This window comes from Chryseobacterium sp. UNC8MFCol (assembly GCF_000482305.1).
Taxonomy (GTDB): Bacteria; Bacteroidota; Bacteroidia; order Flavobacteriales; family Weeksellaceae; genus Chryseobacterium; species Chryseobacterium indologenes.
In genome coordinates this window covers 71,982-96,873 of the sequence record NZ_AXUZ01000015.1, presented here as the reverse complement: position 1 = coordinate 96,873, position 24,892 = coordinate 71,982, and the positions used below count along the sequence as shown (strand labels likewise).

Here is a 24,892-nt window from a genome sequence, read left to right as displayed (position 1 = left end):
TTATGCCAAAAAAAATTATACGGAACCTCCAGGTCGGAATTGGTCTTTCGCTTTTGATCTTAATAGCAAGTTCAGTGGCTTCCTATTGGAGTATTCAAAATCAGATGAATCACAGGGAAAGTCTTTCCAAAAGCAGACGTTCGGTAACGGCTGTAAAAGATGTTTTGGTTGCTCTGCTGGATGCTGAAACCGGAAACAGAGGATATCAGCTTACCGGTCGTGAAGACTTCCTGGAACCTTATAAACGGGGAGTAAGAGAATATTCAAAAGCGTTGGTGCTTGCTGAATCTTTAGGCGTACAGGATAAAAATCAGCAGGAAAGACTTACCGGTTTAAAAACAGCTGTTAGTCAGGTAATGAATAATTTGAAAAATCTCGTTGAAAACAGACGAAGAGGTATTATAATGACCCAACAGCAGATCATCAGCAGTAAAGTATATATGGATGAATGCCGTAAGCTGGTTCGTGATTTTATACAATACGAAGAAAATCAGGTTGAATTCAAGAATAAAGACTTAAGCAGATCTTCCAATACAACTGTTCTTTTTATCATTTTTTCGGCCTTAGCAGCAGTGGTAGTGACGGCATTTTTCTACTTTAAAATGCGGGCAGACCTTATCAGAAGGGATGAGCTTGAAAAAATACTGAGGGATAAAGATCAGGAAATGACAAGGCGTGTAAGCGCTATCCAAAAAATTGCCAACAGGGTATCCAATGGCGATTATAGTGAAAAAGTAGTTGATAATGCCGAAGATGATCTGGGAGACCTGGTAGAGTCTTTAAATCATATGACTGAATCCCTGAAAGCTTCTTTTGAAAAAATAAATAAAAGCGACTGGCGCCAGAAAGGCCTTGCTTTACTGAATGAATCCCTTGTGGGCAACAAATCGGTGAAAGAAGTCTCAGACAGAGCGCTAAGCCAGCTTATCGACTACGGAAAGTGTATTAACGGATCATTATACCTTTATGACGAAGGTCTTCTGAAGCTTAATAAAGCATTTGGACTAGAAGCGAATATGAAAAAGGTATTTGAGCCGGGAGAAGGAATGGTGGGCCAGGCTTTTATGAATGCTAAAACACAGGTCTATAACAATCTTCATCAGGAAGATTTTGTCGTAACCTTTGCCAGCAGCTCTATCAAGATCTACGGCATACTCTTAATTCCTGTTTTTGCAGACGGCCATGCCATTGGCGTAATGGAATTAGGATCCACATCCAACTTTGACGAAGACAGAATCAGTTATTTTGAAGAATGTTGCATCAACATAGGAATTGCTCTAAACGCTGCAAAAGGCAGGGAAAAAGAACAACAGTTACTGGAAGAAACCCAGGCACAATCCGAAGAATTACAGGTTCAGCATTCCGAGCTTGAAAACCTGAACACCGAACTGGAAGCACAGACACAGAAACTTCAGGCTTCAGAGGAAGAATTAAAGGTGCAGCAGGAAGAACTGATGCAGGCCAATGCAGAATTAGAAGAACGCTCAAGATTACTGGAAGAGAAAAATCACCTGATTGCCGAACGTAATAATGAAATTCAGAAAAAAGTGGAGGAGCTGGCCCTGAGTACCAAATACAAATCCGAATTCCTGGCTAATATGTCCCATGAATTGCGTACTCCGCTCAATTCGATTCTGCTTTTATCCCGACTGATGGCCGAAAATCCCGATAAGAATCTTAATGAAGACCAGATTGAATCTGCCAATGTGATTCAAAGTTCAGGGACAAGCTTATTAACTCTTATTGATGAAATCCTTGATCTGGCAAAAATAGAATCCGGTAAAATGACCCTTGAATATCAGGATGTAGTGATTGAGGAAGTGGTAAAAGATTTAAAAAGCCTTTTCAACCCTGTATTTCAGGAAAAAGCACTTCAGTTTAATATTCAGATCGATTCTGATGTTCAGAAGGTAATTGAAAGCGACCGTCTAAGAATTGATCAGGTATTGAGGAATTTATTGTCCAATGCTTTGAAATTTACCACGCAGGGAAGCATTGGTTTACATATCAGAAAGCATGCTGAAAAAGCCAATTTTATTATGTTTTCCGTGAAAGATACGGGAGTAGGAATTGCTGAAGATAAACAAAAAATCATTTTTGAAGCCTTTCAGCAGGCAGACGGATCCACGAAAAGAAAATTTGGAGGTACCGGTTTAGGACTGTCTATCAGCAGAGAAATTGCAAGACTTCTTGGAGGAGAATTGGTTTTGAAAAGTGAACTTAACAAAGGCAGTGAGTTCAGTTTTATCATTCCGGTACATGCCGTTACCGAAATTGTTCACAACGAGACAGATCAGGATCTGGTAGAGATCATCCGCGAAGATGTAGAAGAAATTCAGCATATTCTCGGAGATGAAGATACAGAGCATTTTCACCTGAATTCTCCGGAAATTCCTGAAGATGTAGCCGATGACAGAGACCATATCCAGGATGGCGACAGAGTTATTCTGATTATTGAAGATGATATCAATTTTGCAAAAGCGCTGTTAAAATATGCCCATCTGCAAAATTATAAAGGAATTGTCGTTGTACGCGGAGACCATGGACTGTCTGCAGCACAGAAGTACAAGCCGAATGCAATTTTGCTTGACGTTCAGCTTCCTGTAAAAGACGGATGGGAGGTAATGGATGAGCTAAAATCTCATGCTGCTACCAAACACATTCCCGTTCATATGATGTCTGTACTGCATCTCAAAAAAGAAAGTCTGATGAAAGGCGCTGTCGATTTTATCAATAAGCCGGTTGCTCTCGATAAAATGACGGATGTATTCAGAAAAATTGAAGATGCCCTTAAGAAAGGGCCTGAAAAAGTATTAATCGTTGAAGAAAACGCTAAACATGCCAGTGCTCTGTCATATTTCCTCAGCAACTTTAATATTTCTTTGTCCGTGGAACACAATGTCGAAGACAGCGTAAAAGCCTTAACCTCCGATGCGGTGGACTGTGTCATTCTGGATATCGGAAATTCAAAAGGAAACGAATATCAGGTTATTGAATCCATAAAAAGTAATGAAGGACTTGAAAACCTTCCGATTATTATTTTCACAGGACAAAACCTATCCAGGGAAGAAGAACTGAAGATAAAACAATACGCAGATTCTATCGTCGTAAAAACAGCACATTCATACCAGAGAATCCTGGATGAAGTAGGTTTATTCTTACATTTGGTGGAAGAAAAAAATAATTCCCCTGAAAATAATTCGGGAAGAGTATTAGGATCTTTAACCGAAGTGTTGAGCGGGAAAAAAGTCCTGATTACCGATGATGATGTCCGCAATATTTTTTCGTTAACCAAAGCACTCGAAAAGTACAAAGTTGATGTCATTGTTGCCATGGATGGTAAAGATGCTCTTAAGCAGATTCAGCAAAACCCTGATATTGATGTGATTTTAATGGATATGATGATGCCGGAAATGGACGGCTACGATACCATAAAAGAAATCCGGAAGATGCCAGCCTATAAGCGCTTGCCAATTATAGCAGTGACGGCGAAATCGATGATCGGCGAACGTGAAAAATGTATCACTGCAGGGGCTTCAGATTATATCTCCAAGCCGGTGGATATTGATCAGTTATTGTCATTACTTCGCGTTTGGTTATATGAAAGTTAAACAGATAAAATTCTGATGAAAAAGAAAATTTTAATTGTGGATGATGATCCACGCAATATATTTGCATTAAAGCTTACCTTAAAGGCTCGCGGATATGCTATTGAAAGCTGTATAATGGCTCAGGAAGCTTTCGATATCCTGAAGTCGGACTCACAGTTTTCTGTGGTCCTGATGGATATGATGATGCCCGGAATTGATGGCTATGAAGCCACTAGGATCATAAGAAGTACACCAGAAATAAAAGATATTCCTGTTATTGCCGTTACTGCACAGGCTATGCCTGAAGACCGTCAGAAATGCATTGATGTTGGGGCCAACGATTATGTGTCTAAACCAATTGATGTGGATCTTTTAATAACAGCAATAGAAAAACTGACATAAATGCTGGAACCGAGTATTGTAAAAGATGAAGAAGTAGAACACCTGATCAACGATGTCTATGAGATGTACGGCTATGACTTTTCGGGTTATAGCAGAGCTTCCTTTAAACGAAGAGTTAACAGGATCTGCCTGCTAGACCGCTTTACAAGTTTCGCTGAACTTCGATACACGATCATGAACGATCCGGAATATCTGAAACGTTTTGTGGAGGAAGTTACAGTGAATGTTACCGAAATGTTCCGTGACCCTGCCTTTTTTAAAGCTTTAAGAGAGAAAATTTTACCCCAGCTGGGTACCTATCCGCTGATCAGAGTCTGGATCGCCGGTTGCTCTACAGGGGAAGAAGCGTATTCTATGGCTATTCTGCTCAAAGAAGCAGGCTTGTACCATAAATCATTGATCTATGGTACCGATTTGAACCCTTCGGTACTGGAAACTGCGAGAGCAGGCGTTTTTCCTCTGCAGCAAATGAAATTGTATTCTGAGAACTACATCCTGTCAGGTGGGATAAAAGACTTTTCTGATTATTATACCGCCAATTATGACAGTGTGAAATTTGATAAGAGTTTGCAGGAAAAACTCATTCTTTCCACTCATAATCTCGTATCAGATAGTTCTTTTAACAGTTTTCAGCTGATTATCTGCCGGAATGTTTTGATCTATTTTGACAGAGAACTGCAGGAAAGGGTTTTTAAACTCTTTGACAACAGCCTTGAAAATCTGGGTTTTCTAGCTTTGGGTGCTAAGGAAACACTTAGATTTTCCACGATCGATGAAAATTATCATCAGGTAGAAGAACAGAAAATCTGGAAAAAGCTGGATCATCATTAATACCTTTGCCATGAAGCCACAAACAAACATAGAACTGATCATCATCGGTGGATCCGCAGGCAGTTTGCAGGTCATTATTGAGATGATCAAGAAATTGAATGACACCCTTACAGTTCCGATGGTACTGGTACTTCACCGCAAAGCCCAGTCAGGTAATATTCTGCAGACTTTACTGCAGCAGTTTACCAGGATACCGGTTGTAGAAATTGAAGATAAAACAGAGGTCAGGGAGAATACCATATATATTGTTCCTGCTGATTATCACGTATTGTTTGAGAATAGGAAAAATATGTCACTCGACAGTTCGGAAAAGATGAATTATTCCCGTCCGTCTATAGATGTTTCCTTCAGGTCGGCAGCAGAGATTTACGGCGAGAATATGATTGCTGTCCTCTTATCGGGAGCTAATGCTGACGGCGTGGAAGGTTTAAGTCATATTAAGAGAAACAACGGAAAGGTCTGGATACAGGATCCGGAAACCGCAGAAGTGGACTACATGCCCAGACATGCCAAAGAAGAAATTGATTATGATCTCATTATAAAACCCGCTGACTTGGCAGATTATATCAATCGATTATCATACAACTGAATAAAGACAATATAAATAAAATGAGTAAAAAGAGAATTTTAATTTTTGACGATGACACTGCTATTTTAGAAGTCGTGACTATCATATTTGAGGAGAACGGGTATGATGTCAAGATTTCAGAGACGTCTCATGATATTATTGAGAAAGTTGCAGAGTACAAGCCGGACGTTATTCTTATGGATAACTGGATTCCGAAAATCGGAGGAGTGGAAGCGACGAAACTTCTTAAGAGCAATGAGGAGTTCAGGCATATTCCCGTGATTTACGTAACGGCAAATAACGACATCGTTGCTTTAGCAGCTGAAGCTCAGGCGGATGATTATGTTTCAAAACCTTTTAATCTGGATGATCTGGAAGAAATTGTTGCCAAGCATATGAAAGAACAGGCATAAAAAATCTATACAGGCTGACCATATGAAATCTCTCAAATTTTTGAGGGATTTCTTTATGAATTTATTCCCCGTCTTTCAGAAGTTCTAACGTTTTTGTTACTTGGTTTTTGCTGAGAAGTCCGGTATTTATTTTATGAATCAGGGACTGCATTAAAAAATAAAGGTCCGGATTCATAATGATAACCTCAGAAAATGTTTTGACGAGAATTAATTTTTTTGAGACAATATTTTGTGCAATGACGTATTCATCGCTGAGGTTAATATCAAGATTCAATTCCTTTTTGACTGTTAAACGGAAATATTCATCAATAATATTTTTGTCTCTCACCGGATCTACGAGATCAGTTTCTATATTATCCATATTATAATTATTAGTCTGATTAATTATTCATCAAATTTTATACCGTATAAAATAATTAGTGTATTACTAAACTTTTAATTAGTTTTAAAAGTATATTTGTATCTCAATTTACAAAACCTTTGAATACAGAACGGTAAACTCAGATTTTTTATTGAATAAATTATGAATAAAGTAAATGTTTTTTGGTTCAGGAGAGATTTGAGGCTCAGAGATAATATAGGACTTCACCATGCGCTTAATTCGGGGCTGAAGGTAATTCCGGTTTTTATTTTTGATACGGTAATACTGGATCAGCTCCATGATAAAAGCGACAAAAGGGTAGATTACATTCATCAGGCATTGCAGAATATTCATGAAGAATTGCTACAGCATCAGTCCGGACTGTATGTATATCACGGAACTCCCGCCGAAGTTTTTGAAAAAATAAAGGATGAATTTCCCATTGATACTGTCTTTTGTAACCGGGATTATGAGCCGCAGGCTATTCTGCGTGATCAGCATGTTGCGGAACAGCTTTCTCAACATCAGATCCATTTCAAAGATTTCAAAGACCAGGTTATATTCGAGAAAAATGATATTGTAAAAAATGATGGCTCTCCCTATACCGTTTTTACTCCTTATTCAAAAAGATGGAAAGAGAAGTTAAAAAAGATTGAATCTGTTACCAATACATGGACAAATTTTGCATCGTATAAAGGCTCTTCAGAAATTCTTTCGTTGAAAAAAATCGGATTTGAAAAAACAGATATTGAATATACTTTGCCTGTTTTGGATAAAAACATAATAGATTATTACGGAAAATATCGTGATTTTCCAGCCTTGGACCATACTACACATCTGGGGATTGCCCTTCGCTTCGGGACTGTTTCGATCAGAAAATGTGTACAATATGCCTCTGAGCATAGTGAAGTGTGGCTTAATGAACTGATCTGGAGAGAATTTTTTATGCAGATTCTCTATCATTTTCCAAAAGTTGTACATCATTGTTTTAAAAAGAAATATGAAAATATAGCCTGGAGAAATAATGAAGAAGATTTTAAGGCCTGGTGCGAAGGTAAAACCGGATATCCCATCGTAGATGCCGGAATGCGGGAACTTAATGAAACAGGATTTATGCACAACAGGGTACGAATGATTACAGCAAGTTTCCTTACCAAACATTTGCTTATCGATTGGCGTTGGGGTGAAGCCTATTTTGCTGAAAAATTATTGGATTATGACCTGTCAGCTAACAATGGAAACTGGCAGTGGGCAGCCGGTTGTGGCTGTGATGCCGCTCCTTATTTCAGAATATTCAATCCGTATGAACAGGCAAAAAAGTTTGATAAAAACGCCGAGTATGTGAAAAAATGGCTTCCCGAAAATTATAAAGAAGAACCGGTTATAGAACATACACTTGCAAGACAACGGGCATTGAAAACCTACAAAGACGCTTTGGCAGACTAAATATAAATTGACTATTAAAAAATACAAACATTGGCTAAAAAAGGAATTTTACTGATTAATCTTGGGTCCCCAAGATCTACGGCTGTAGAAGATGTAAAGGAATATCTTGACGAATTCCTGATGGATGAAAAGGTAATTGATTATCGCTGGATTTTCAGAGCACTTCTGGTACAGGGAATCATTTTGAAAACCCGGCCCGCAAAATCCGCTGAAGCATATAAAACGGTATGGACAGACGAAGGCTCTCCTCTGATTGTGATCACCAAAAAAGTTCAGCAAAAACTTCAAAAAAGAGTAGATGTACCGGTAGAAATTGGCATGCGATATGCGGAACCGAGTATTGAAACAGGAATCAGAAACCTGGTTGAAAAAGGGGTATCAGAGATTGTTCTTTTCCCATTGTATCCGCAATATGCGATGAGTACCACTGAAACTGTGATTGAAAAAGCGGAAGAAGTAAGGAAGAAACATTTTCCTGATGTGAAGATTAATTATATTCAGCCTTTTTACCATCGCGAGTTGTATACCGATTGTCTGGCAGAAAGCATTCGTGAGAAACTTCCCGTAAATTTTGATGCCTTATTATTTTCTTATCATGGCGTTCCCGAACGTCATATTTACAAGACAGACCCTACCAGAACCTGTAATCTGAATGATTGCTGTTCCAAAGAAACTAATCCCAGCCACCCTTTTTGCTATCGTCACCAGTGCTTTAATACCACGGAAACTGTTATTAAAAAATTAGGTCTTCCAAAAGATAAAGTTATTGTCTCCTTTCAATCGAGATTGGGAAAAGATAAATGGATCGAACCTTATACAGATCATACGTTGGAAACCATTCCTGCCAAAGGCATCAGGAACCTGGCAATAGTCTGCCCGGCTTTTGTTTCCGACTGCCTGGAAACTCTGGAAGAAATATCTGTAGAAGGAAAAGAACAGTTTATTGAAGCGGGAGGCGAAACCTTTACGTATATCCCGTGTTTAAATGATGAAGACCGCTGGATCAAGGTTATTCAAACCTTATGCGAAGAAAAACTCGATCAGTTTTATCTGGTGTAAACAGCGTTTGCTTATTGTATATGAAAGTACAAAAAGAGCTATATCTCTATTGGATATAGCTCTTTTTGCTGGATCAATCTTAGACAATTGTACATTTCAGTAAAATATTTTTCTGTTGTGAACTTTTACCAGATTGATGTTATGCATTTTCTTAATGGTCCTGATCACAGTTTCGACACGCAAGCCGGTGAGGTTGGCTAATTGCTGGCGGGTAAGCGGAATCTGAAAAGAATGTTTATGATGATCATGATCACCTTTGAGACAGTCCATTACTGTTTTGATCTTTAATACAGGATCCGGTGAGGATACATTAAACAGCATCACATATTTGTAATATAATCTGTCTGCAATACATTTAAACATTCTGGAAGACACATCCTGGTTCTGATTCAGTAAGTTGAAAAAATCTGTTTTGCAGAGCTTAATGACGGTACAAGCCGTCTTAGCTGTGGCGTTGGTAGGATAGACCTTATCATCAAATAGAAACGATTCTCCAAAACTTTGACCGTCAGACAAAATATTTTGGGTAAACTCCTTGCCGTCTTCATGATAATTATTAAGTTCAACAATACCATGACTAATCTGAAAATAAAACTTGGGCAGATTACCTTCGTGAAAAATAGTTTCATTTGCTTCAAAGGTTTCATAATTTGCACCATAGGCCAATAATAAATCTTCACTTATTATCATGTCTGAAATTTTTAGAGGTTAATAATGATTGTTACGTTAAAAATTATAGACAAGACATTAGAAATAATAAACCATAGCCGGTAAGAATTTGTAAAAAATATACCATATTTTGTTAGTTTTACATAAAAATATAAATCGATATTGAAGATTTTGAATAATATTAAATACAAAATCAACTATAAACTATAAAAGAAGTATATTTGTAAACTATTTAATTAAAATGAATTATACACTTATCAAAGACTTTATGGTATTGCTGGAAGAGTTTGAAACAGAAGTTCAGGCCCGGCCAGACTCCTATCCCGGGACTCTTCAGGGATTTAAGACATGGATGTTTGATAAAGAAAATCCCGTACTACAGGACAATCCGGATGAACCCTACTGGGAAGGCAAAGAAAATGGGCGTACCCCTGAAAGTGCCATTAATACGTTACTTGTTCATCTCAACCGATACGCAAAGACCTATTCAAAATCGGCCATTGCAAATTCTGAATTTTCAACCCAGGAAGACTTTATTTATCTGATCAATCTGAAGGCTTTCGGACAGATGACCAAAATGGAACTCATTAAAAAGAATATTCACGATAAACCTGTAGGAATGTTGATCATTGCCCGACTGCTCCGCCAGGGCTGGGTAGAACAGATTGAATCTGATATCGATAAACGCAGTAAACTTATTCATATTTCAGAAGCAGGGCTGGTTGCCTTAGAACGGCAGATGGAAAAAATTCGTAAAGCGACCAATATTGTTGCGGGAAACCTTTCCCACCATGAAAAGATGGATCTCATCCGTATTCTGAATAAACTGGATCGTTTTCATTACCCGATTTTCTCCAGAAATATACAACCTAATGAGCTTATAGCAAAAGTATATGAAGAGTACTCTATGGGATAAAACTTACCAGTATAAAATTAATACGGTTAATTGTTAAAACTTATGAGCCGTAAAAAATGCCAAACGGGAAAACCATTTGGCATTTTTAATGGTAACATCTGATAGATGAATAGGCTGTGAAAAGAAACAGGAATTACATTGTTTTAAGATATAGCTCCTGTAATTCCTGTGCTGTAAATGCTTTAGAAGGTACATTTTGTACCAGTTCACCCTGCTTCATGATCCCAATATGCGTGGCTACACTTGCTGCATTAAAAATATCATGAGTTGCCATCAGAACCGTTCTGCCTTCTCTGCCCAGCTGACGCACAATTTCTGTAAATTCTGCAGTAGCGATCGGATCGAGTCCGCTCGTAGGCTCATCCAGGAGAAGTACTTTTGCATCTTTGGCAAGAGCAATGGCAATTCCTACTTTTTGGCGCATTCCTTTTGAATATCCTCCCAATGCTTTATGATGCGCTGTTTCCTGAAGGCCGGTACGCAGCAGTAATGCTGATAATTCTTCTTTGTGATAAGTAAAACCAGCAATTTTAGAGAAAAAGTCAAGGTTCTCTATCCCTGTCAAATTTGGGTATAAAAGTACTGTTTCCGGAATATAGGCTAAATGCTGCTTGATCTTTTGAGGATGATCTTTTACCGAAATACCATTGATAAATGCATCACCGGATGTGGCATTAATCAGTCCCAGAATAATATTGATTGTAGTACTTTTACCCGCTCCGTTTTGTCCCAGAAGCGCAAATATTTCCCCTTTCTTTACTTCCAGATTAAGGGAATGAAGGGCTGTAAAGTCGTTGTATTTTTTATGTAAGTTGGTCGTTTTTAACATAGTTTTCTGTATTTGTTTTGTGAAAGGATGATAAATAAGGTAATGAAAATCAGATAAGGCAGGAAAAGTGGTATAAGCTTTAAGCGCTCAGAAGCACTGAATACTTGTATAATCTGCCGGCTCCAGTCTATAGAATCGGCATTTTTTCCTGAAAAAATAAGCGGATAAAAGAATAATCTTTTTTCTTCATGAAATTTTCTCATTGCAGAAGAATATTGTAAATGATTGTTCATATCAGTTTTTGCCAGGTGACTCTCCACAAGCTGAGTATGAAGATTCGGGAGCAGATAGCCAAGATAAACAGCGGCATCATTTCTTTTTTGCATTTTCTCCGTATACTCTTTTGAAGATTCTGAAGATTCAAGATCACCCATATGCTGCATAGCGTAATACCAGGTCCAGCTGAAAGAGTCATTTTCTTCAACGATAAAATTTCTGTATTGGGGATATACTTTGTAAAACTTTTCCATAGTAGGACGTTTGGCCTCATCCCATTTATTATGATAGCCGTCTCTTTGCTGTATTACCGCTTTCAGCGATTCATGCACAGGATACATCTTCTGAATCAGAATATTGCTGCTCATGGGAATAATAAAATTCATGCTTACCCATACAATAAGCAGTATCAATGCATTTTGGGCAGATGATTTTCTAAAGGAAATAACCCAGCGGCACAAGGTAAACCAAAATACAATATAAAGCCATCCACTGACCATAAAAGCGATACAATATTTGTTTAAAGGTATTTCTATCCAAACTAAAGCAATAATGAGCAAAGCCACATAAACTGAAGAGATTGCCAGAAACCGTATCAACATCTTATGGTCCATTATTTTTTTTAAATTTCCGCTTTGTACGGCCAGAAGCTTCCACGTTCCCCTTTCTTCTTCCTCAGAAATCAGGTTATAGCAAAACGCCACAATAACCAATGGAAAAAGGAAAACCACAACGAAACTAAAGTCGAAATTTCCTGCCGCAGCATTAGCCGGATTATAAAAATCTGAATTGTAACGCTGTTCCTCCAGATTTCGGATGGTTACTCCCTGTATGGAAGGATTCAGGTCTCTCATGCCGATATTCAGAGCGGCCAGTCTGGGAGTTTCATTAACCAGGTTAAATTTGATGTAATAAAGAACCAGACCCAGATCATCCTTATGAAATCTGGTATTCCTTTCGATACTTTCCCTTTGAAATGTTCCGCTTTTTGAAATGACATCCTCATTTCGATCCAGAAATTTTTTCCCGGTGAAAATTGCCATAAGGCCTGCCAGAAATAAAAATAACAAAGCAATGGTGTACGCTTTATTGCGATAAAATTGGGTATATAAATAATGATTCATTTAGATTAATTTTAATTTTCTTCCACTTATTTCAATTACGGTGATGCATATAATCAACCATACAAGCAATGCAATTACAGGTATTGACTGTTTTTTTATACTATCAGACAAAGAAGTATACTGATAATCAAAATCCGGGAATTTCTTCCAGTTATCGTGATCAATGATCGCAGGCGGACCGCCTTTTTCCGGTTTTATATTGCTGATGTGCTCAATCTGCAGATCATTTAGATGTTGAGCCATTTGATAACGGTATTTTTCAGCCTGTTTTTGAAATTGGGTATAAGAGAAAAAGTCTGTTCCCGTAACCATCATGGAAAAATTTTTGATGGCAATTGCCGGGTTGATAAACCCTGAAATATCTGTAAGATCCTGTTGTTGCTGATACAGGTCCTGCAGTTTTTTCTGGTGCCTGATATAGATGGATGAACTTATTTTTTCCCCTTCTTTCATTACAAATCCTCCATAGTTAAAAGGGAGCTCGTTGGTCGTGCTTACCTTATAATAAGCCAGTAAAGAATCTTTGATTTTTTTAAAATGAGGGTCATCGGGATTATGACTGTCTCCTGCTTTTAAAATATCCTTTTCGAGATGGGTCTCAAAAGCAATTCGGGAAGGAGCCGGATAGAGATTTTGTGCGGCAAACTGAATTCCTTTCGGTAAAATAATGATGAAAAGAAGCCAGAAACCGATAAGGCTGATCAGTGCTGAAGAAGTAGTTTTACTGTTGGCAGAAACAACAACGGTCAACGTACTGATGAAAAAATAATAGATCATATAACCCGGTAACAAAAAAGACAATCTTTGTAAAATATCAGCCAGGCCTGTAGTCCCTGACATGGATGCAGCTAAAAAAACAACGGGAATCACCGGAATCAGGAAACACAAAGAAAAGAACCAGAGTCCCAGTATTTTTCCCCAGATAAGATCTCTTCCTGAAGCCCCCTGGACACTGATGATTTTTAAAGTAGCGTTCTCACGTTCCTGTACAACTAAGCCAAATCCGGAAAAAATAATAATCAGAGGAACTATACTCTGCAGGATAAATGCGCTGCTGAATGCTCCGAATCTGACCAGAGTGCCTGAGCTTGCGGCTTCCGAAAGATTGGCGGTGTTCTGTTTATGAGCCTCCAGAAATATGACGTTTCCAAGATAATCATCCAGTCCGTTATCAAAAATACTCAGAGGATGACCCATACGGAAAACCAGATAACCATAATGTGCCATACGGTGAGGATGCTTATCGGGCCTGTGTTCCCAGTTTTCCCGGACCTCTTTCCGGTATTCTTTTATTTTTGAAAAATTATCAGTGTACTTTGTATATCCTATGCCAATGCTCAGCATACAGAATAGGAGTACAGTGATCGTGATAAGCAGGTTTTGCTTCCCGTTAAACAGGTCCTGCCAGGTCTTTTTTACGATCAGTTTTACATTTGAAATCGCCATAATTTAAAATTTATAAGTAGCAGTTAGTAAGTAATTTCTTGGGGCTCCCGGAAATAATCTCAGGTAGTTCTGCGCTCCGATCCAGTATACCCTGTTGGTTATATTATTCAGATTGAAAGACAGTTGAATATGAGATGACGGAGGACTGTAATAGATGGCCGCATCTATTGTTGTATAAGCAGGAATTTCAAAGCTTCTCGTAAACCATGGTACCTTGGAGCTCTGGTAAAGTACACCTATACCAACTCCAAAATCTTTTACAGCATTGATAGCGGAAAAATTATAGCGTGTCCACACATTGACAGAATGTTTAGATGTGTTTTCCTTTCTTTTTCCAACAAGATCGGGATTGGTATCATCCAGTATTTTAGCATCAATACAACTGTATCCTCCGTAAATATGCCACTGAGGAAGAATATATCCTGTCAGCTCGGCTTCAAATCCACGGCTGCGGTCAGCACCACGCTGTACAAGTTCATCAGGTTCTGACGGATTATTGGCATTAATCAGGATATTTCTCTGGTTAATTTCATATACTGCAATATTCAATGATATCTTTCCGGAAAGCTGAGCTTTGATACCCAGTTCTTTAAGGTCTGAGGTTAAAGGTTTAAATCTTGCTGCAGATTCAGAACCGGAAAGAGAAGAGGTATTCGGCATTAAGGTGACCGTATTGGATTGCGGTTGATAGCCGGTAAGGTATGTCCCGTACAGATTAAGATGATCGGTTAAACTGTAAGTGATTCCGAAGCGGTACAGCAATTTTTTATTTTTAAAAGAAGATTCATTGTTCTCTCTGAAATTCGTAGTATCCTGAAACCATTCCTCACGTATGCCGGATAATATTTTAAACTTTTTCCAGGTGAGAAGATGCTGTATATAAGCAGCGTGAGTAGTGGTAAGTGCTGAAGGGAGCGCTGTAGTGATATTAATTGTGTTAAAATCCGCTCCCTGATGATTCTCCGCTCCAGGCGTCAGATCAAACGGATCGACATTGGGTTTAGGCAAAAGGATCCCGTTGTAATTGACGGTTTGATAATCAGCAGCCTTTGCAGGATTGTAAGATGAAACTACAGACCCGTCTTTTAAAAGAAAACCTCTTGCGGCATTTTGCTGGCCTCCCTTCCGTTTTTCCCAGATCTGGCTGTCATATCCTATTAATGCCTGATGGTGTACAGGTCCGGTTTTGAAAGTGAAATTAAAATAAGCATTGATATTATCTACGGCCCATTTTTGCTTCCTTTGAACAAACTGCATCATAGCCAGATTCGATATAGGTTTATTATTCATATCCGGAACAAAAGAATTGGTTGTTCTGTGTTCCTGGAGGTTTTCCCGCCAGTACTGTTTCATATAAGAGGCATTGAAGCTGACTGATCGGTTAAAATGATGAGCTACACTTCCCATGATCATAAGATCTCTGGTTTTAAAAAAGTCGTCCGGAGCACCGAGATTCAACGTTCTGGGCGTACTGTTGAGGTCCGTTTTACCGGCTACCGCCCCAAAAATAGGTTGCCCACGGTCCAGATTTCCATACAGATCATTAAAAATCATCTCCACATTGACAGATGTTTTTTCATTGGGAACAAATGTCACGGAAGGAGAGAAGAGAATACCACTGTTTTTGACGTGCTCCCTGAATGACTGCGCATTCTGATAGGCTCCGTTAAAACGGTAGAGAAGGGTTTTGCTTTTGTTTAAGGGCCCGGTAAGGTCTGCTGCTACACGAAAGGTGTCATAGCTGCCCCCTGATAAGCTGATCTCATGCCTGGAAACTGACAGCGGTTTTTTTGTTACCATATTGATGGTTCCTCCGGGATCGGCACTGGACATGGTAATACTTGCAGGCCCTTTGAAAACCTCCACGCGTTCAATATTGGAAGTCATAGGCTGTAAAAAGTAATACTGCCTTGTTCGCATTCCGTTGATAATCTGTCCTTCTTCATTTTGGCTGATGCCTCTGATATTGTATTGATTATAATAACTGGAAGGAGATACTCCATTTACATTTTTCATAACATCTCCAAGCTGGAAGGCCTGGCGATCTGTGATCAGTTCCTTTGTAACGGTGTTAAGACTTAAAGGAAGATCCTTGTTTTTCATAGCAATCTTAGTCGCCGCAAAAGAATAATCTGAAGTATAGTCTTTAGACTTTCTTCCAATGATTTCGACAGTTTGTACCGCTGTTGATAAAGTATCCGGATGGCGGGATTGAGAATGAAATACTGTGGATACTGTGACGAATGCTACACTGAAGAGCCTCACAGGACTTTGGGGAATAAAGTGAATTATCCCCTGATAATAAAAATTATTGGTAATCATGAATCGTATTGAACGGGCATTGAATACACCCCATTAATAATAAGGACCTATACAGCCATAAAACCGTATGTATCCAAAAAGTAGTGATACAGACTAAAAAATCTGTATGGATAGAATTCCGGCAGAATTAATTTAAGCTACCGTGAAAAATGCAGATGGGGGAGCCCTGGAACTGAAGAAATCCAGGAGACAACGGTAAGAAACAGCTTTGGGCTGTGGCATTTCGCTGTCATTAGTGGTACTGATCGCAAAATCCATATCCAAAGGTTCAGGGAGAAGAATATTGTTCATGTGCATATGAAGGGCACACTGGCATTCGTCGTCCTGAGAAATAGTGGGGATTTTTTCTTCTTTAGAACCTTTTTTATAGATCAACTTACTCTTCGAGTGCTGCGCATGATTGAAACATGTACTGACACCACTGACATTAGAAATAAATATCAGGAATAAAGAGAAGACAAAAAAGACTCTGAGAAATTTTTGCATAATTGAGAAACAAAAGTACAATTTAATTTTAAAAATAAACTAAATATCAGAAAAAAGTAAAGTTGTGACCGAAAAAAGGAATCAGGGAGCATAACAGAATGTTTGCCGCGGTAGGTTTTTAGTTTTTGAATTAATGAAGAACCATCAGAAGGAGTAAAATACAGTTCGATGATCTACATATAAGAAAAGACGCGCTGAATCGAACTTTTCTACTTTTTTGACATACTAAGGATTTTTCTTTACTGAATATCTTTTTGCAATTTAGTGTTTGGGTTTTAAAGAAAAATTATCCACATAAACGGCCTGATGTACACCATTCAACATAACTTTCAGACCAAGGAAGGAGTCCTTTTTTAAAGAAATATGGAGTGTTTTTTTGTCTCCTGTTATTTTTGAAGGTTTTGCAATTGAGACATATGATTTAGGATCAGTCGTGCTGTTGATAGAGAAGAATTCCCATGTTGTTTCTCCTCCGTTGTCAGAAAGATCTAGAGAAAGCGTATAAGTTCCTGCTTTAATTTTCGGCGTCACCAGGTACATATTTTCTCCCGGATTATTCATAGAATAAAAGATAATTCTTTTATCACTGGCATACAGCATTCCTTTTCCGGATTGAGCAGTCCAGCATTTATTAATATCCTTCCAGGTATCAAAATTTTCAGTAATTGCGGATACCGTTTTACATTGTGCATGTGATGCTGCCAGCCCTCCCAATACAGCTATTCCCGTGAATACAATTTTTCTCATGTATTATTATATATTTTGAAGTAAAAATAAGTAAAAAAGACTGTGTGTAAAAGCCCGTTTCCTGAATATATTATGTTTTTTAAATGATATTAAATATGTCATGGAGAAAAGGTAAACGAAGAGGTGAGGTCAGCTTCTATTTTTTATTTAATTCGATCCATACCGGCGCATGGTCACTGCTTTTCTCCCATCCCCGTACATATTTGTCGACACCTCCTGATTTTAGCCTTGATTTCAGTAAGGGACTCAACAGGATATGATCCAGCCGTATTCCCGCATTGCGTTCGTATGCTTTATAAAGGTAGTCCCAGAATGTATAAATTTTTTCTTCGGGAAACAGGTTTCTGATGGAATCAGTCCAGCCTTTCCTGATGAGCTCCCGATAGGCTTTTCTTACTTCTTTCCTGTACAAGGCATCATTTTCCCAGCGTTCCGGTTTGTAGACATCTTCCGCATTTGGAATGATATTGAAATCACCAATGAGAATGGCGGGAAGTTCCATATCTATGAATTGCTGACTGCGTTTTTGCAGCCGCTTGATCCATGCCAGTTTATAGTCAAACTTCTCACCGGGATACGGGTTGCCATTCGGAACATAAAAACAACAGATGACAATCTGGTCGATAATCGCTTCAATATAGCGGCTTTGCACGTCATCATCGTCACCGGGTAAAGAACGCTGCACTTCAATGATTTCACGATCTTTTGCCAGTATGGCAACACCGTTCCAACTTTTCTGTCCCTTCCAGATGGCCTGATAACCGGCCTGATTTATGGCTGTAATCGGGAAACGTTCCTGAGGAGCTTTTAATTCCTGTAAACAGACAATATCGGGTTGAGCTTCCTCTAACCATCGAAGCAGGACCGGCAGCCGGCCGTTTATTCCGTTCACATTATAAGTAGCAATTTTCATAAGATCAATTATTTAAGTCATTGTAAGAATCAGTGAGAGAATATAGAGTTTACATCATATCGTATGCCGTTACTTATCATAGAAATATAAATTTACTTTAAACAATAAGAAAGAAATCCATCTTTCCTCAGAATATTTCTGAACATTAGTATATTTTTCATCTCAATTGGCTTATAAATTGATATCATAAAGTTCTTGAATTTCGATGGCTAATGACTAAATCAATTACAATTTTACTGTTCTTTTTATGCGGTTTTTTCTTTTTACAGGCACAGGAAAAAAAAGACTCGTTGTATTACAAAATAGAAGAATTTTCGGATCAAAGGAAAGTGACTAAATTCATTCATCGTCTGATATTCCGTAGAGAGGCAGATTCCACTTCCGTAAAGTCAATAACGGAGAAGCTGTCTCAGGATACATACAATAAAAAATACATCAGAAAGATACGCATTGAGCCTATTGATCCTTTTGGATATGGTTCACAAGACAGTAAAGAAAGGCTCAAGTGGTATGACTGGATGAAAGATCACCTTCATTCCACCACCAGAATTTCGACGGTTAATAATTATTTACTTTTTAAGGAAGGTGAAGAATACAATGCCCAGAAGCTGTACGAGTCCGAGCGTTTGCTCAGAGCAATGCCTTTTGTAAACAGAGTGAATATCAGTGTTTCAGAGGATCCATCGGCTAAAGATTCTATTGATGTTGTTGTAAGAGTACTTGATTCCTGGAGTTTAAAACCAAGACTAAGCTATTCAGGAAGCAAGATTGGATTGGGACTGACTGAAGAAAATGTATTGGGATTAGGCCATACATTAGATTTCCTGTACAGAAATGACTCCAAAGAGAAACAAAACTACCTTTTGGGGAGTTACACGGCGTATAACCTTTTCGGTACCTATATCAATGCGCAGCTTTTAGGAGAAAGGGATTTTTTTAGAAATGAAAGAATTAATTTCAATGTCAGAAGAGACTTTTTCTCCCCTTTAACAAAATGGGCAGGAGGTTTTACCTTTGAGTATTTTATGCGGAATGTTTTGCTGCCTATTGGAGCAGATACGGCTTATCCGGAGGTTCAAATCAAGGTATACAACCAGGACCTGTGGGGTGGTTATCAGATTCCTGTTTCCTCTGATGCCAGCCAGAAGGTCTCCAGTAATATTGCGGTGATCGGTAGATTTCAGAATTATCAATATAAGGACAGCCCGGGAATTGACAGGTATGAATATTTCAAATCGTACAGCAGTTTTCTGATGTCTGTTGGATTCATTAACAGGAGCTTTTCGGTTCAGAGAAATATTTTTCAATATGATTTACCGGAAGATATCGCTTACGGGAAATCGCTTACTATTACTGCCGGAGGATTATCAAGAAGTAATGAGGTGAAGCCCTATGTAGGAATTTCTGCCTCCTATGGTACGTTTACAGGCCTGGGCTATTTTAACGTAAGAGCCCAGTTTGGGCGCTTCTTTAACGAAGACAATCAAAACCGTGAGTCTTTCCGTCTTGACGGGACCTATTTTACCCATCTTACCGATTGGAAATTTGCTAAAGTAAGACATTTCTTTTCTCCCACTCTGGCATTGGGAAATCCGCAGCACAACTATTCTTATAAAGACAGGATTACACTTACTTCTCCCGATGAATTTCCCGTTTACAGCTCAGATTATATTGGAACCAAAAAACTTGTGCTAAGATATCAGCTTCAGATGTTTATCAATAAAACATGGAAGAACTTCCACTTCAGTCCTTATTTAACGGCAGCAGTGGGTTGGTTGGGGATGCCTAATGACACCCTTCTGAAAACAAAAGCAAACACCAAAATCGGCATCGGGGTTTTGATCAATAATCCGTTTCTGGTTTTCAACAGAATTCAGATTTCCTTCATGTATTATCCCCGTGTTCCTTTTGATAATAATTCTGTTTTTGATTTCAACAGCAACCGCAACAATCTTTTACCAATCAATAATCTTGCAGCAGATATCCCTCATTTTGTGAATTTTGGAAATTAAGGAGTAAAACCAAAAAATAAAGTCATACTACAGGTTAGATAAGGAAGATTCAGTTTATCGTTTTTTTAAGCTCATTGTTCGGTTAGTGAGATACTGTAGAATTGTATCAGCTGCCTGAATTTCATCACAGAAATCTCCGGGAGTGAAAAATATGCAAATATTGTCCTTATACATTCAGGGTAACAGTCTCCGTTATTCCTATCCTGTACAAAAATTAAAATGCCAAGCATGCTTATAATTTTAATAAAACAGCCAGGAACCACTTAAAAAAGCAGATGTGTTTTTAAAATATAAATATTATCCTTTTATCGAATTATATCTATAAGATTAATGAATGGTATCTCCTTCAAATATAGTACTTTTGGTGCGAAACCAAAATGAGAAAAAACTATGAAAAACACATGTGACTGTATAGAATTATATAATAGTGGCATCAATAAAAAAAGAATGATATGCCGTAATCGGTCATCTCAAAATCATACTTCACCATTCGATAGTATACTTGTCAGCAAAACATTTCAACGGTTTCTTGTTTAATTACTTTCATACCTTTTTTTATTTCTCAGTTATCAATTAATGATAAAGGAATATCCAAAATTTCAAAACATAATTTCCATAAAAATCAAACAAATGAAAAAAAGAATACATATTGCACTGCTTTTTTTAGGAGGTCTGTATGTTTGTGTCGATCATGTTAGTGCCCAAATTGGGATAGGAACTTCAAATCCTCAAGGAGCATTACATATAGATGGTACGAAAGATAACCCTGCGAATGGGACACCAAGCGCCGCGCAGATATCCAATGACTTTATTATTAACAAGACAACAGGTTTTATTGGAGTTGGCGTTCTCAGTCCGCAGGTAAAACTTGATATGAGATCTGCAGCACCGGAAAATGCGCTGGGTCTCAGTACAACAACAATGAGCGCCTCTGATGCCGGAGCAGGAGCTGTACGGTATGATGTAGTGAATACACCGGTAGGTGCTAAGATCGAAGTATCGGATGGATCGGTATGGCATAAAGCATATGTAGCCCCTCAAAAAGTGGTTATTGTTGCCCGTAAAGTATCGAGCCAGTCGATCACTCAGAATCTGGCTACCAATATCATCAATTGGAATGTGGTACGGGATATGAGTAATAGTTTTGATGGTACAACCGGAATATTTACAGCACCCCGCGACGGTACGTATACTTTTTTACTGACCTTTAATTTTAACGGTGAAGTTATTAATGACAGCTCCAGGGTAGAATCTCAATTTTATAATACCACAACGAATACTGTCCTGGCAAGTGTTTACAAGACTTTCGGGCAGTCTATGACAGGAACTGCAGATGATGCCAATGCGACCCGTGCTACACAGGCGGGAGGATCAAGTACAGTCACCCTGACGTTACTTGCGGGTACCAAGGTAGCAGCAAGGCTTTGGCATAACCTTGTATCAACTGGCTCCGTGGCATTGAGAGTAACTACCAATCCCGCGGATCCTACCAATCCGGATGACGGATTTAATAATTTAACCATCATAGAACATTAGAAATAGATCAGTATGAAACATAAAATCAATAAGGCGCATCAGCTGCTTGCCGGGATTCTGTTTTTTTCTTCCGTGTACACAGCTGCTCAGGTAGGTTTTTTTACTGCCAATTCCATTCATCCTTTGCAGATAGATGCTGCAAAAGATAACGGTATTGCACCTGATAGCCAGAAACTTTCAAATGACATAGTGGTAAATGCTGCCGGAAATGTGGGAATCGGTGTTTTAAATCCTGTTACCAAAATGGATCTTCGTTCAACAGATAATAAAGGGCTTGTAGGTCTTGGAACAGGCACTCAGACACCAGTAGAAGCGGGAGCGGGGGCGATACGGTATAACAGCAACGGTTTTTTAGAATATTCGGATGGAGAACAGTGGATAGCATTGCCCCTTGCCCCACCGGTAAAAGCACTTGTTAATGCTAGTAAAGCTTCTGCACAGAGTATTGGCAGCAATTCCACCATTTATGTGACAGGCTGGACTGAAACCGTAGATTCAGGAAGTGGGACAAGTGGTGATTTTGATCCTGCAACCGGTACTTTTACTGCTCCAAGGGACGGATTTTATCTGGTGTCCTTCAACATTACGCTCGCCAACGGAAATATTCCCAAGAATACTTTTATAGAAACAGCAATCGAAAGTGACCGTAGCACAGAAAATATTCCAATATTTAAAACAGTCAATTCTTATCCTGCATTTCAGGCCGGTACCGTAAGCAATTATATCAGCGGAAACTGTAATGCAATTTTTAACCTTAAAGCAGGAAACACAATTAAATTTAGTGTTAAGCACAATATAGGTTCTGCGAGAAATACCTTGAATGACGGGAAATTTAATAACCTGAGTATTAGTGAACTTTAAAAACATATAATGATGAAATATAATGAGCTTAATAAGGTAATCAGAATCATTGTGCCGTTCCTTTTTTGGGGCGGATATACACAGGCACAAATAGGCTTGGGGATCCCGGATCCAATCAATCCGGTTGAAATTAAAACTGACGCAGGTAAAGTTATTGTAGATAAAAACGGGAAATTGGGAGTACTGGTTTCCAACCCGAAAGTTGCCGTAGATTTACGAAGCGGAACAAATGGCGCAATAGCCATAGGAAATACAAATAAAACGGCTGTACAGGCCGGAGCCGGAGCCTTACGCTATGTGGCCAGCCCGGCGATCGGAGTAAAAGGGTATCTGGAATTTTCTGACGGTACCAATTGGGTGAGTTTCTTTCCGAAAGGAAAGCCTCGTATCGTGGTCATGGCCAATAAGAACAGTCAGGATACGTATGTATTTGAAAGTGCAACACCTTCAGAAATTGGTGCCAAATCAGGTATTGTACAACGAAGATCCTCCTATTTGACCAATTGGTCGGAAAAACTGGATTCCGATTCCGGAGTTCCCACAAATAATTTTGATCCTGCTACAGGAGAGTTTATTGCACCGAGAACGGGCGTTTACTTTGCTACCTTTACCTTTGCTCTTCAATCGAGCCAGGTGAATACAGGCGGAAACAATCAGACAGAAGCGATATGGGAAGTCAGGAATCCTGCCGGTACCATTACACAAAGGGTAAAAACAAATAATGGCTATGCTTCTGATACGGGAGGAAGTCCTAATGCCGTTCCGGTGGGGTCAGCCTGTACCGTAAGTGTGTACCTAAATAAAGGAGACAAATTGAGACCGTTTACCTGGATTACCGTAGCCTTTGACGGTACCATAAGTCAATTCGATATTTCAGGAGGTGGCGCTTATAATTCACTTACCATTGTGGAGCAATAAAGAAATTCATCTTATATCATCTTAATTTTTGCTCGAATTTTTATATAAGATGCTGGGGATATTTTCCCGGCTCTGCCGGGAAAATCTTACTATCTCCTTAAGGCAAAAGAGACTTCTGAAGTCTCTTTTGTTATTTTCGGAAAACCCTTATTTAGTCTTTGCTAAGCGTCATATGCAAAATCGGATAGCTTTTTCCTTGTCCATCCAGTTCAGATCTTTTCAAAACCTTAAATTTCATATGCTTATAAAATCCAACAGCCTGAATATTTTGTTCATTCACATCCACCTGAGTGATTCCAAGATATTCCACCCCATAGATAATCAGTTTTTTACCCAATCCTTTGCCCCGGAAGTCATTGTGAATAAATAACATCTCAAGATTTCCCTCACTGACACCGATGAATCCGGCTAACTGATTGTTTTCTTCAATCCCGAAAAGGATAACATGTTCAAAATAACCGGGAATGGCCTGTTTGTAATACGTAAAATCTTCTTCTTTCAGAAAATCATGGGTATGTACAACCGCACTTTCCCATATTTCCATCAAACGGGGGTAGTCTGATGTTGTAATCTCTCTAATCATAATGGTAATTTTTGAAAAGCAAAGGTCGGTCTTTATCAATATTCTCTGCTGAACCCAGGTTAAAAAATACGTTTCCTGATTCTGCTTAAAGCCTGTGGTGTAATCCCGAGATAGGATGCAATATCTTTTAAAGGAATATAATTTAAAGTGACTCCATACTCATGTATCATCTGCAGGTAATACTGTTCGGGTGAATATTTAATCAGGTCAATATTTCTTTGTAGCAATCTGTTCAGGAGCTGCGCAGTTAAATCACCAAATACATTTTTTACATTCGGTAGGGCTGTATATAACTGTTCTGTTTTCTCTTTGTCAATTCTGTAGATACTGCTGTCTACAACAGTTTGTACAGTAAAGGTTGATTTTTGCTGAAGAGTAAATGAGATATTAGACATGGAAAAGGTCCCTTCTTTACAAAACCAGAAGACCTGCTCTTCCCCCTTATGATTTAATGTCCAGCAACGGGCGATACCTTTAAATATGAAATAGCTGTATTTTTCTATTTCCCCTTCCTGAACCAAAAACGTATTCCTCGGAACCTGTATCTGCTCAAAATATTGATCAAATACTCTGGATTCTTCCGTACTGAACAGGTTTTCATGTACATTAAATTCCTTCAGGAGTTTTTCTAAAAGCATTTGGTT

23 protein-coding genes are annotated in these 24,892 nt (G+C 38.6%); 12 read left to right on the top strand and 11 right to left on the bottom strand.

What is annotated here, in order from left to right; genetic code table 11:
- The first annotated feature begins 2 nt into the window (after positions 1 to 2).
- Genes M030_RS0109795 through M030_RS0109775 form a run of 5 tightly spaced genes read left to right on the top strand, consistent with a single transcriptional unit; the run spans position 3 to position 5,804 of the window.
- A complete protein-coding gene (locus M030_RS0109795) occupies positions 3 to 3,611 on the top strand; it encodes a response regulator (protein ID WP_027373346.1) in 3,609 nt (1,202 codons plus the stop codon).
- A 15-nt stretch (positions 3,612 to 3,626) separates the two neighbouring features.
- Positions 3,627 to 3,992, top strand: coding sequence for a response regulator (locus M030_RS0109790; protein WP_034722398.1), 366 nt, complete (start codon positions 3,627 to 3,629; stop codon positions 3,990 to 3,992).
- Complete coding sequence (locus M030_RS0109785; protein ID WP_027373344.1) at positions 3,993 to 4,823, top strand: CheR family methyltransferase; 831 nt, start codon at positions 3,993 to 3,995, stop codon at positions 4,821 to 4,823.
- A 10-nt stretch (positions 4,824 to 4,833) separates the two neighbouring features.
- On the top strand, positions 4,834 to 5,412 hold the full coding sequence (locus tag M030_RS0109780) for a chemotaxis protein CheB (protein WP_027373343.1): 579 nt from the start codon (positions 4,834 to 4,836) through the stop codon (positions 5,410 to 5,412).
- Positions 5,413 to 5,432: 20 nt separating this feature from the next.
- The gene (locus M030_RS0109775) at positions 5,433 to 5,804 is read left to right on the top strand and encodes a response regulator (RefSeq protein ID WP_027373342.1); all 372 of its coding nucleotides are present in this window, start codon (positions 5,433 to 5,435) and stop codon (positions 5,802 to 5,804) included.
- Positions 5,805 to 5,865: 61 nt separating this feature from the next.
- Here M030_RS0109775 and M030_RS0109770 read toward each other — a convergent pair whose 3' ends face one another.
- Complete coding sequence (locus M030_RS0109770) at positions 5,866 to 6,165, bottom strand: hypothetical protein (protein WP_027373341.1); 300 nt, start codon at positions 6,163 to 6,165, stop codon at positions 5,866 to 5,868.
- 162 nt (positions 6,166 to 6,327) lie between these two features.
- Here M030_RS0109770 and M030_RS0109765 point away from each other — a divergent pair, with 162 nt between their 5' ends.
- Positions 6,328 to 7,611, top strand: coding sequence for a cryptochrome/photolyase family protein (locus M030_RS0109765; protein WP_034722395.1), 1,284 nt, complete (start codon positions 6,328 to 6,330; stop codon positions 7,609 to 7,611).
- Positions 7,612 to 7,641: 30 nt separating this feature from the next.
- On the top strand, positions 7,642 to 8,670 hold the full coding sequence (gene hemH, locus M030_RS0109760) for a ferrochelatase (protein ID WP_027373339.1): 1,029 nt from the start codon (positions 7,642 to 7,644) through the stop codon (positions 8,668 to 8,670).
- Between the two features lie 96 nt (positions 8,671 to 8,766).
- Here the strand turns inward: hemH and M030_RS0109755 are convergent, their stop codons facing one another.
- A complete protein-coding gene (locus M030_RS0109755) occupies positions 8,767 to 9,360 on the bottom strand; it encodes a Crp/Fnr family transcriptional regulator (RefSeq protein ID WP_051584993.1) in 594 nt (197 codons plus the stop codon).
- Positions 9,361 to 9,580: 220 nt separating this feature from the next.
- Between M030_RS0109755 and M030_RS0109750 the strand changes: the two genes are divergently transcribed.
- Positions 9,581 to 10,255 carry a MarR family winged helix-turn-helix transcriptional regulator gene (locus M030_RS0109750; RefSeq protein WP_027373337.1) on the top strand — a complete coding sequence of 225 codons (675 nt, stop codon included), beginning with the start codon at positions 9,581 to 9,583 and terminating at the stop codon, positions 10,253 to 10,255.
- A gap of 133 nt (positions 10,256 to 10,388) precedes the next feature.
- Here the strand turns inward: M030_RS0109750 and M030_RS0109745 are convergent, their stop codons facing one another.
- The 7 genes from M030_RS0109745 to xth all read right to left on the bottom strand — a co-directional run bounded on the left by M030_RS0109745 (position 10,389) and on the right by xth (position 18,338).
- A complete protein-coding gene (locus tag M030_RS0109745; RefSeq protein ID WP_027373336.1) occupies positions 10,389 to 11,084 on the bottom strand; it encodes an ABC transporter ATP-binding protein in 696 nt (231 codons plus the stop codon).
- Positions 11,078 to 12,424 carry a DUF3526 domain-containing protein gene (locus M030_RS0109740; protein WP_027373335.1) on the bottom strand — a complete coding sequence of 449 codons (1,347 nt, stop codon included), beginning with the start codon at positions 12,422 to 12,424 and terminating at the stop codon, positions 11,078 to 11,080. Before M030_RS0109740 ends, M030_RS0109745 begins: the two co-directional genes overlap by 7 nt.
- Complete coding sequence (locus tag M030_RS0109735) at positions 12,425 to 13,870, bottom strand: ABC transporter permease (RefSeq protein ID WP_027373334.1); 1,446 nt, start codon at positions 13,868 to 13,870, stop codon at positions 12,425 to 12,427. It abuts the gene before it with no gap.
- 3 nt (positions 13,871 to 13,873) lie between these two features.
- Complete coding sequence (locus M030_RS23955) at positions 13,874 to 16,192, bottom strand: TonB-dependent siderophore receptor (protein ID WP_051584990.1); 2,319 nt, start codon at positions 16,190 to 16,192, stop codon at positions 13,874 to 13,876.
- Between the two features lie 132 nt (positions 16,193 to 16,324).
- Positions 16,325 to 16,678 carry a hypothetical protein gene (locus M030_RS0109725; protein WP_027373333.1) on the bottom strand — a complete coding sequence of 118 codons (354 nt, stop codon included), beginning with the start codon at positions 16,676 to 16,678 and terminating at the stop codon, positions 16,325 to 16,327.
- 261 nt (positions 16,679 to 16,939) lie between these two features.
- A complete protein-coding gene (locus M030_RS0109720; RefSeq protein ID WP_027373332.1) occupies positions 16,940 to 17,425 on the bottom strand; it encodes a hypothetical protein in 486 nt (161 codons plus the stop codon).
- 136 nt (positions 17,426 to 17,561) lie between these two features.
- On the bottom strand, positions 17,562 to 18,338 hold the full coding sequence (xth, locus tag M030_RS0109715; RefSeq protein WP_027373331.1) for an exodeoxyribonuclease III: 777 nt from the start codon (positions 18,336 to 18,338) through the stop codon (positions 17,562 to 17,564).
- A 212-nt stretch (positions 18,339 to 18,550) separates the two neighbouring features.
- Here xth and M030_RS0109710 point away from each other — a divergent pair, with 212 nt between their 5' ends.
- From M030_RS0109710 to M030_RS0109695, 4 genes are all read left to right on the top strand, one after another.
- Positions 18,551 to 20,350 carry a hypothetical protein gene (locus tag M030_RS0109710; protein ID WP_027373330.1) on the top strand — a complete coding sequence of 600 codons (1,800 nt, stop codon included), beginning with the start codon at positions 18,551 to 18,553 and terminating at the stop codon, positions 20,348 to 20,350.
- A 630-nt stretch (positions 20,351 to 20,980) separates the two neighbouring features.
- Positions 20,981 to 21,886 carry a hypothetical protein gene (locus M030_RS0109705; RefSeq protein ID WP_228375205.1) on the top strand — a complete coding sequence of 302 codons (906 nt, stop codon included), beginning with the start codon at positions 20,981 to 20,983 and terminating at the stop codon, positions 21,884 to 21,886.
- A 12-nt stretch (positions 21,887 to 21,898) separates the two neighbouring features.
- Positions 21,899 to 22,747 (top strand): hypothetical protein, encoded by an 849-nt coding sequence (locus M030_RS0109700; RefSeq protein ID WP_027373328.1) that lies wholly within the window; start codon positions 21,899 to 21,901, stop codon positions 22,745 to 22,747.
- Between the two features lie 9 nt (positions 22,748 to 22,756).
- Positions 22,757 to 23,665 carry a hypothetical protein gene (locus M030_RS0109695; RefSeq protein ID WP_185097388.1) on the top strand — a complete coding sequence of 303 codons (909 nt, stop codon included), beginning with the start codon at positions 22,757 to 22,759 and terminating at the stop codon, positions 23,663 to 23,665.
- Positions 23,666 to 23,816: 151 nt separating this feature from the next.
- Here the strand turns inward: M030_RS0109695 and M030_RS0109690 are convergent, their stop codons facing one another.
- Together M030_RS0109690 and M030_RS0109685 are read right to left on the bottom strand one after the other, a co-directional pair.
- A complete protein-coding gene (locus tag M030_RS0109690; RefSeq protein ID WP_027373326.1) occupies positions 23,817 to 24,248 on the bottom strand; it encodes a GNAT family N-acetyltransferase in 432 nt (143 codons plus the stop codon).
- 59 nt (positions 24,249 to 24,307) lie between these two features.
- Entirely contained in the window at positions 24,308 to 24,886 is a 579-nt protein-coding gene (locus tag M030_RS0109685) for a Crp/Fnr family transcriptional regulator (protein ID WP_027373325.1), read from the bottom strand.
- Positions 24,887 to 24,892: the final 6 nt, after the last annotated feature.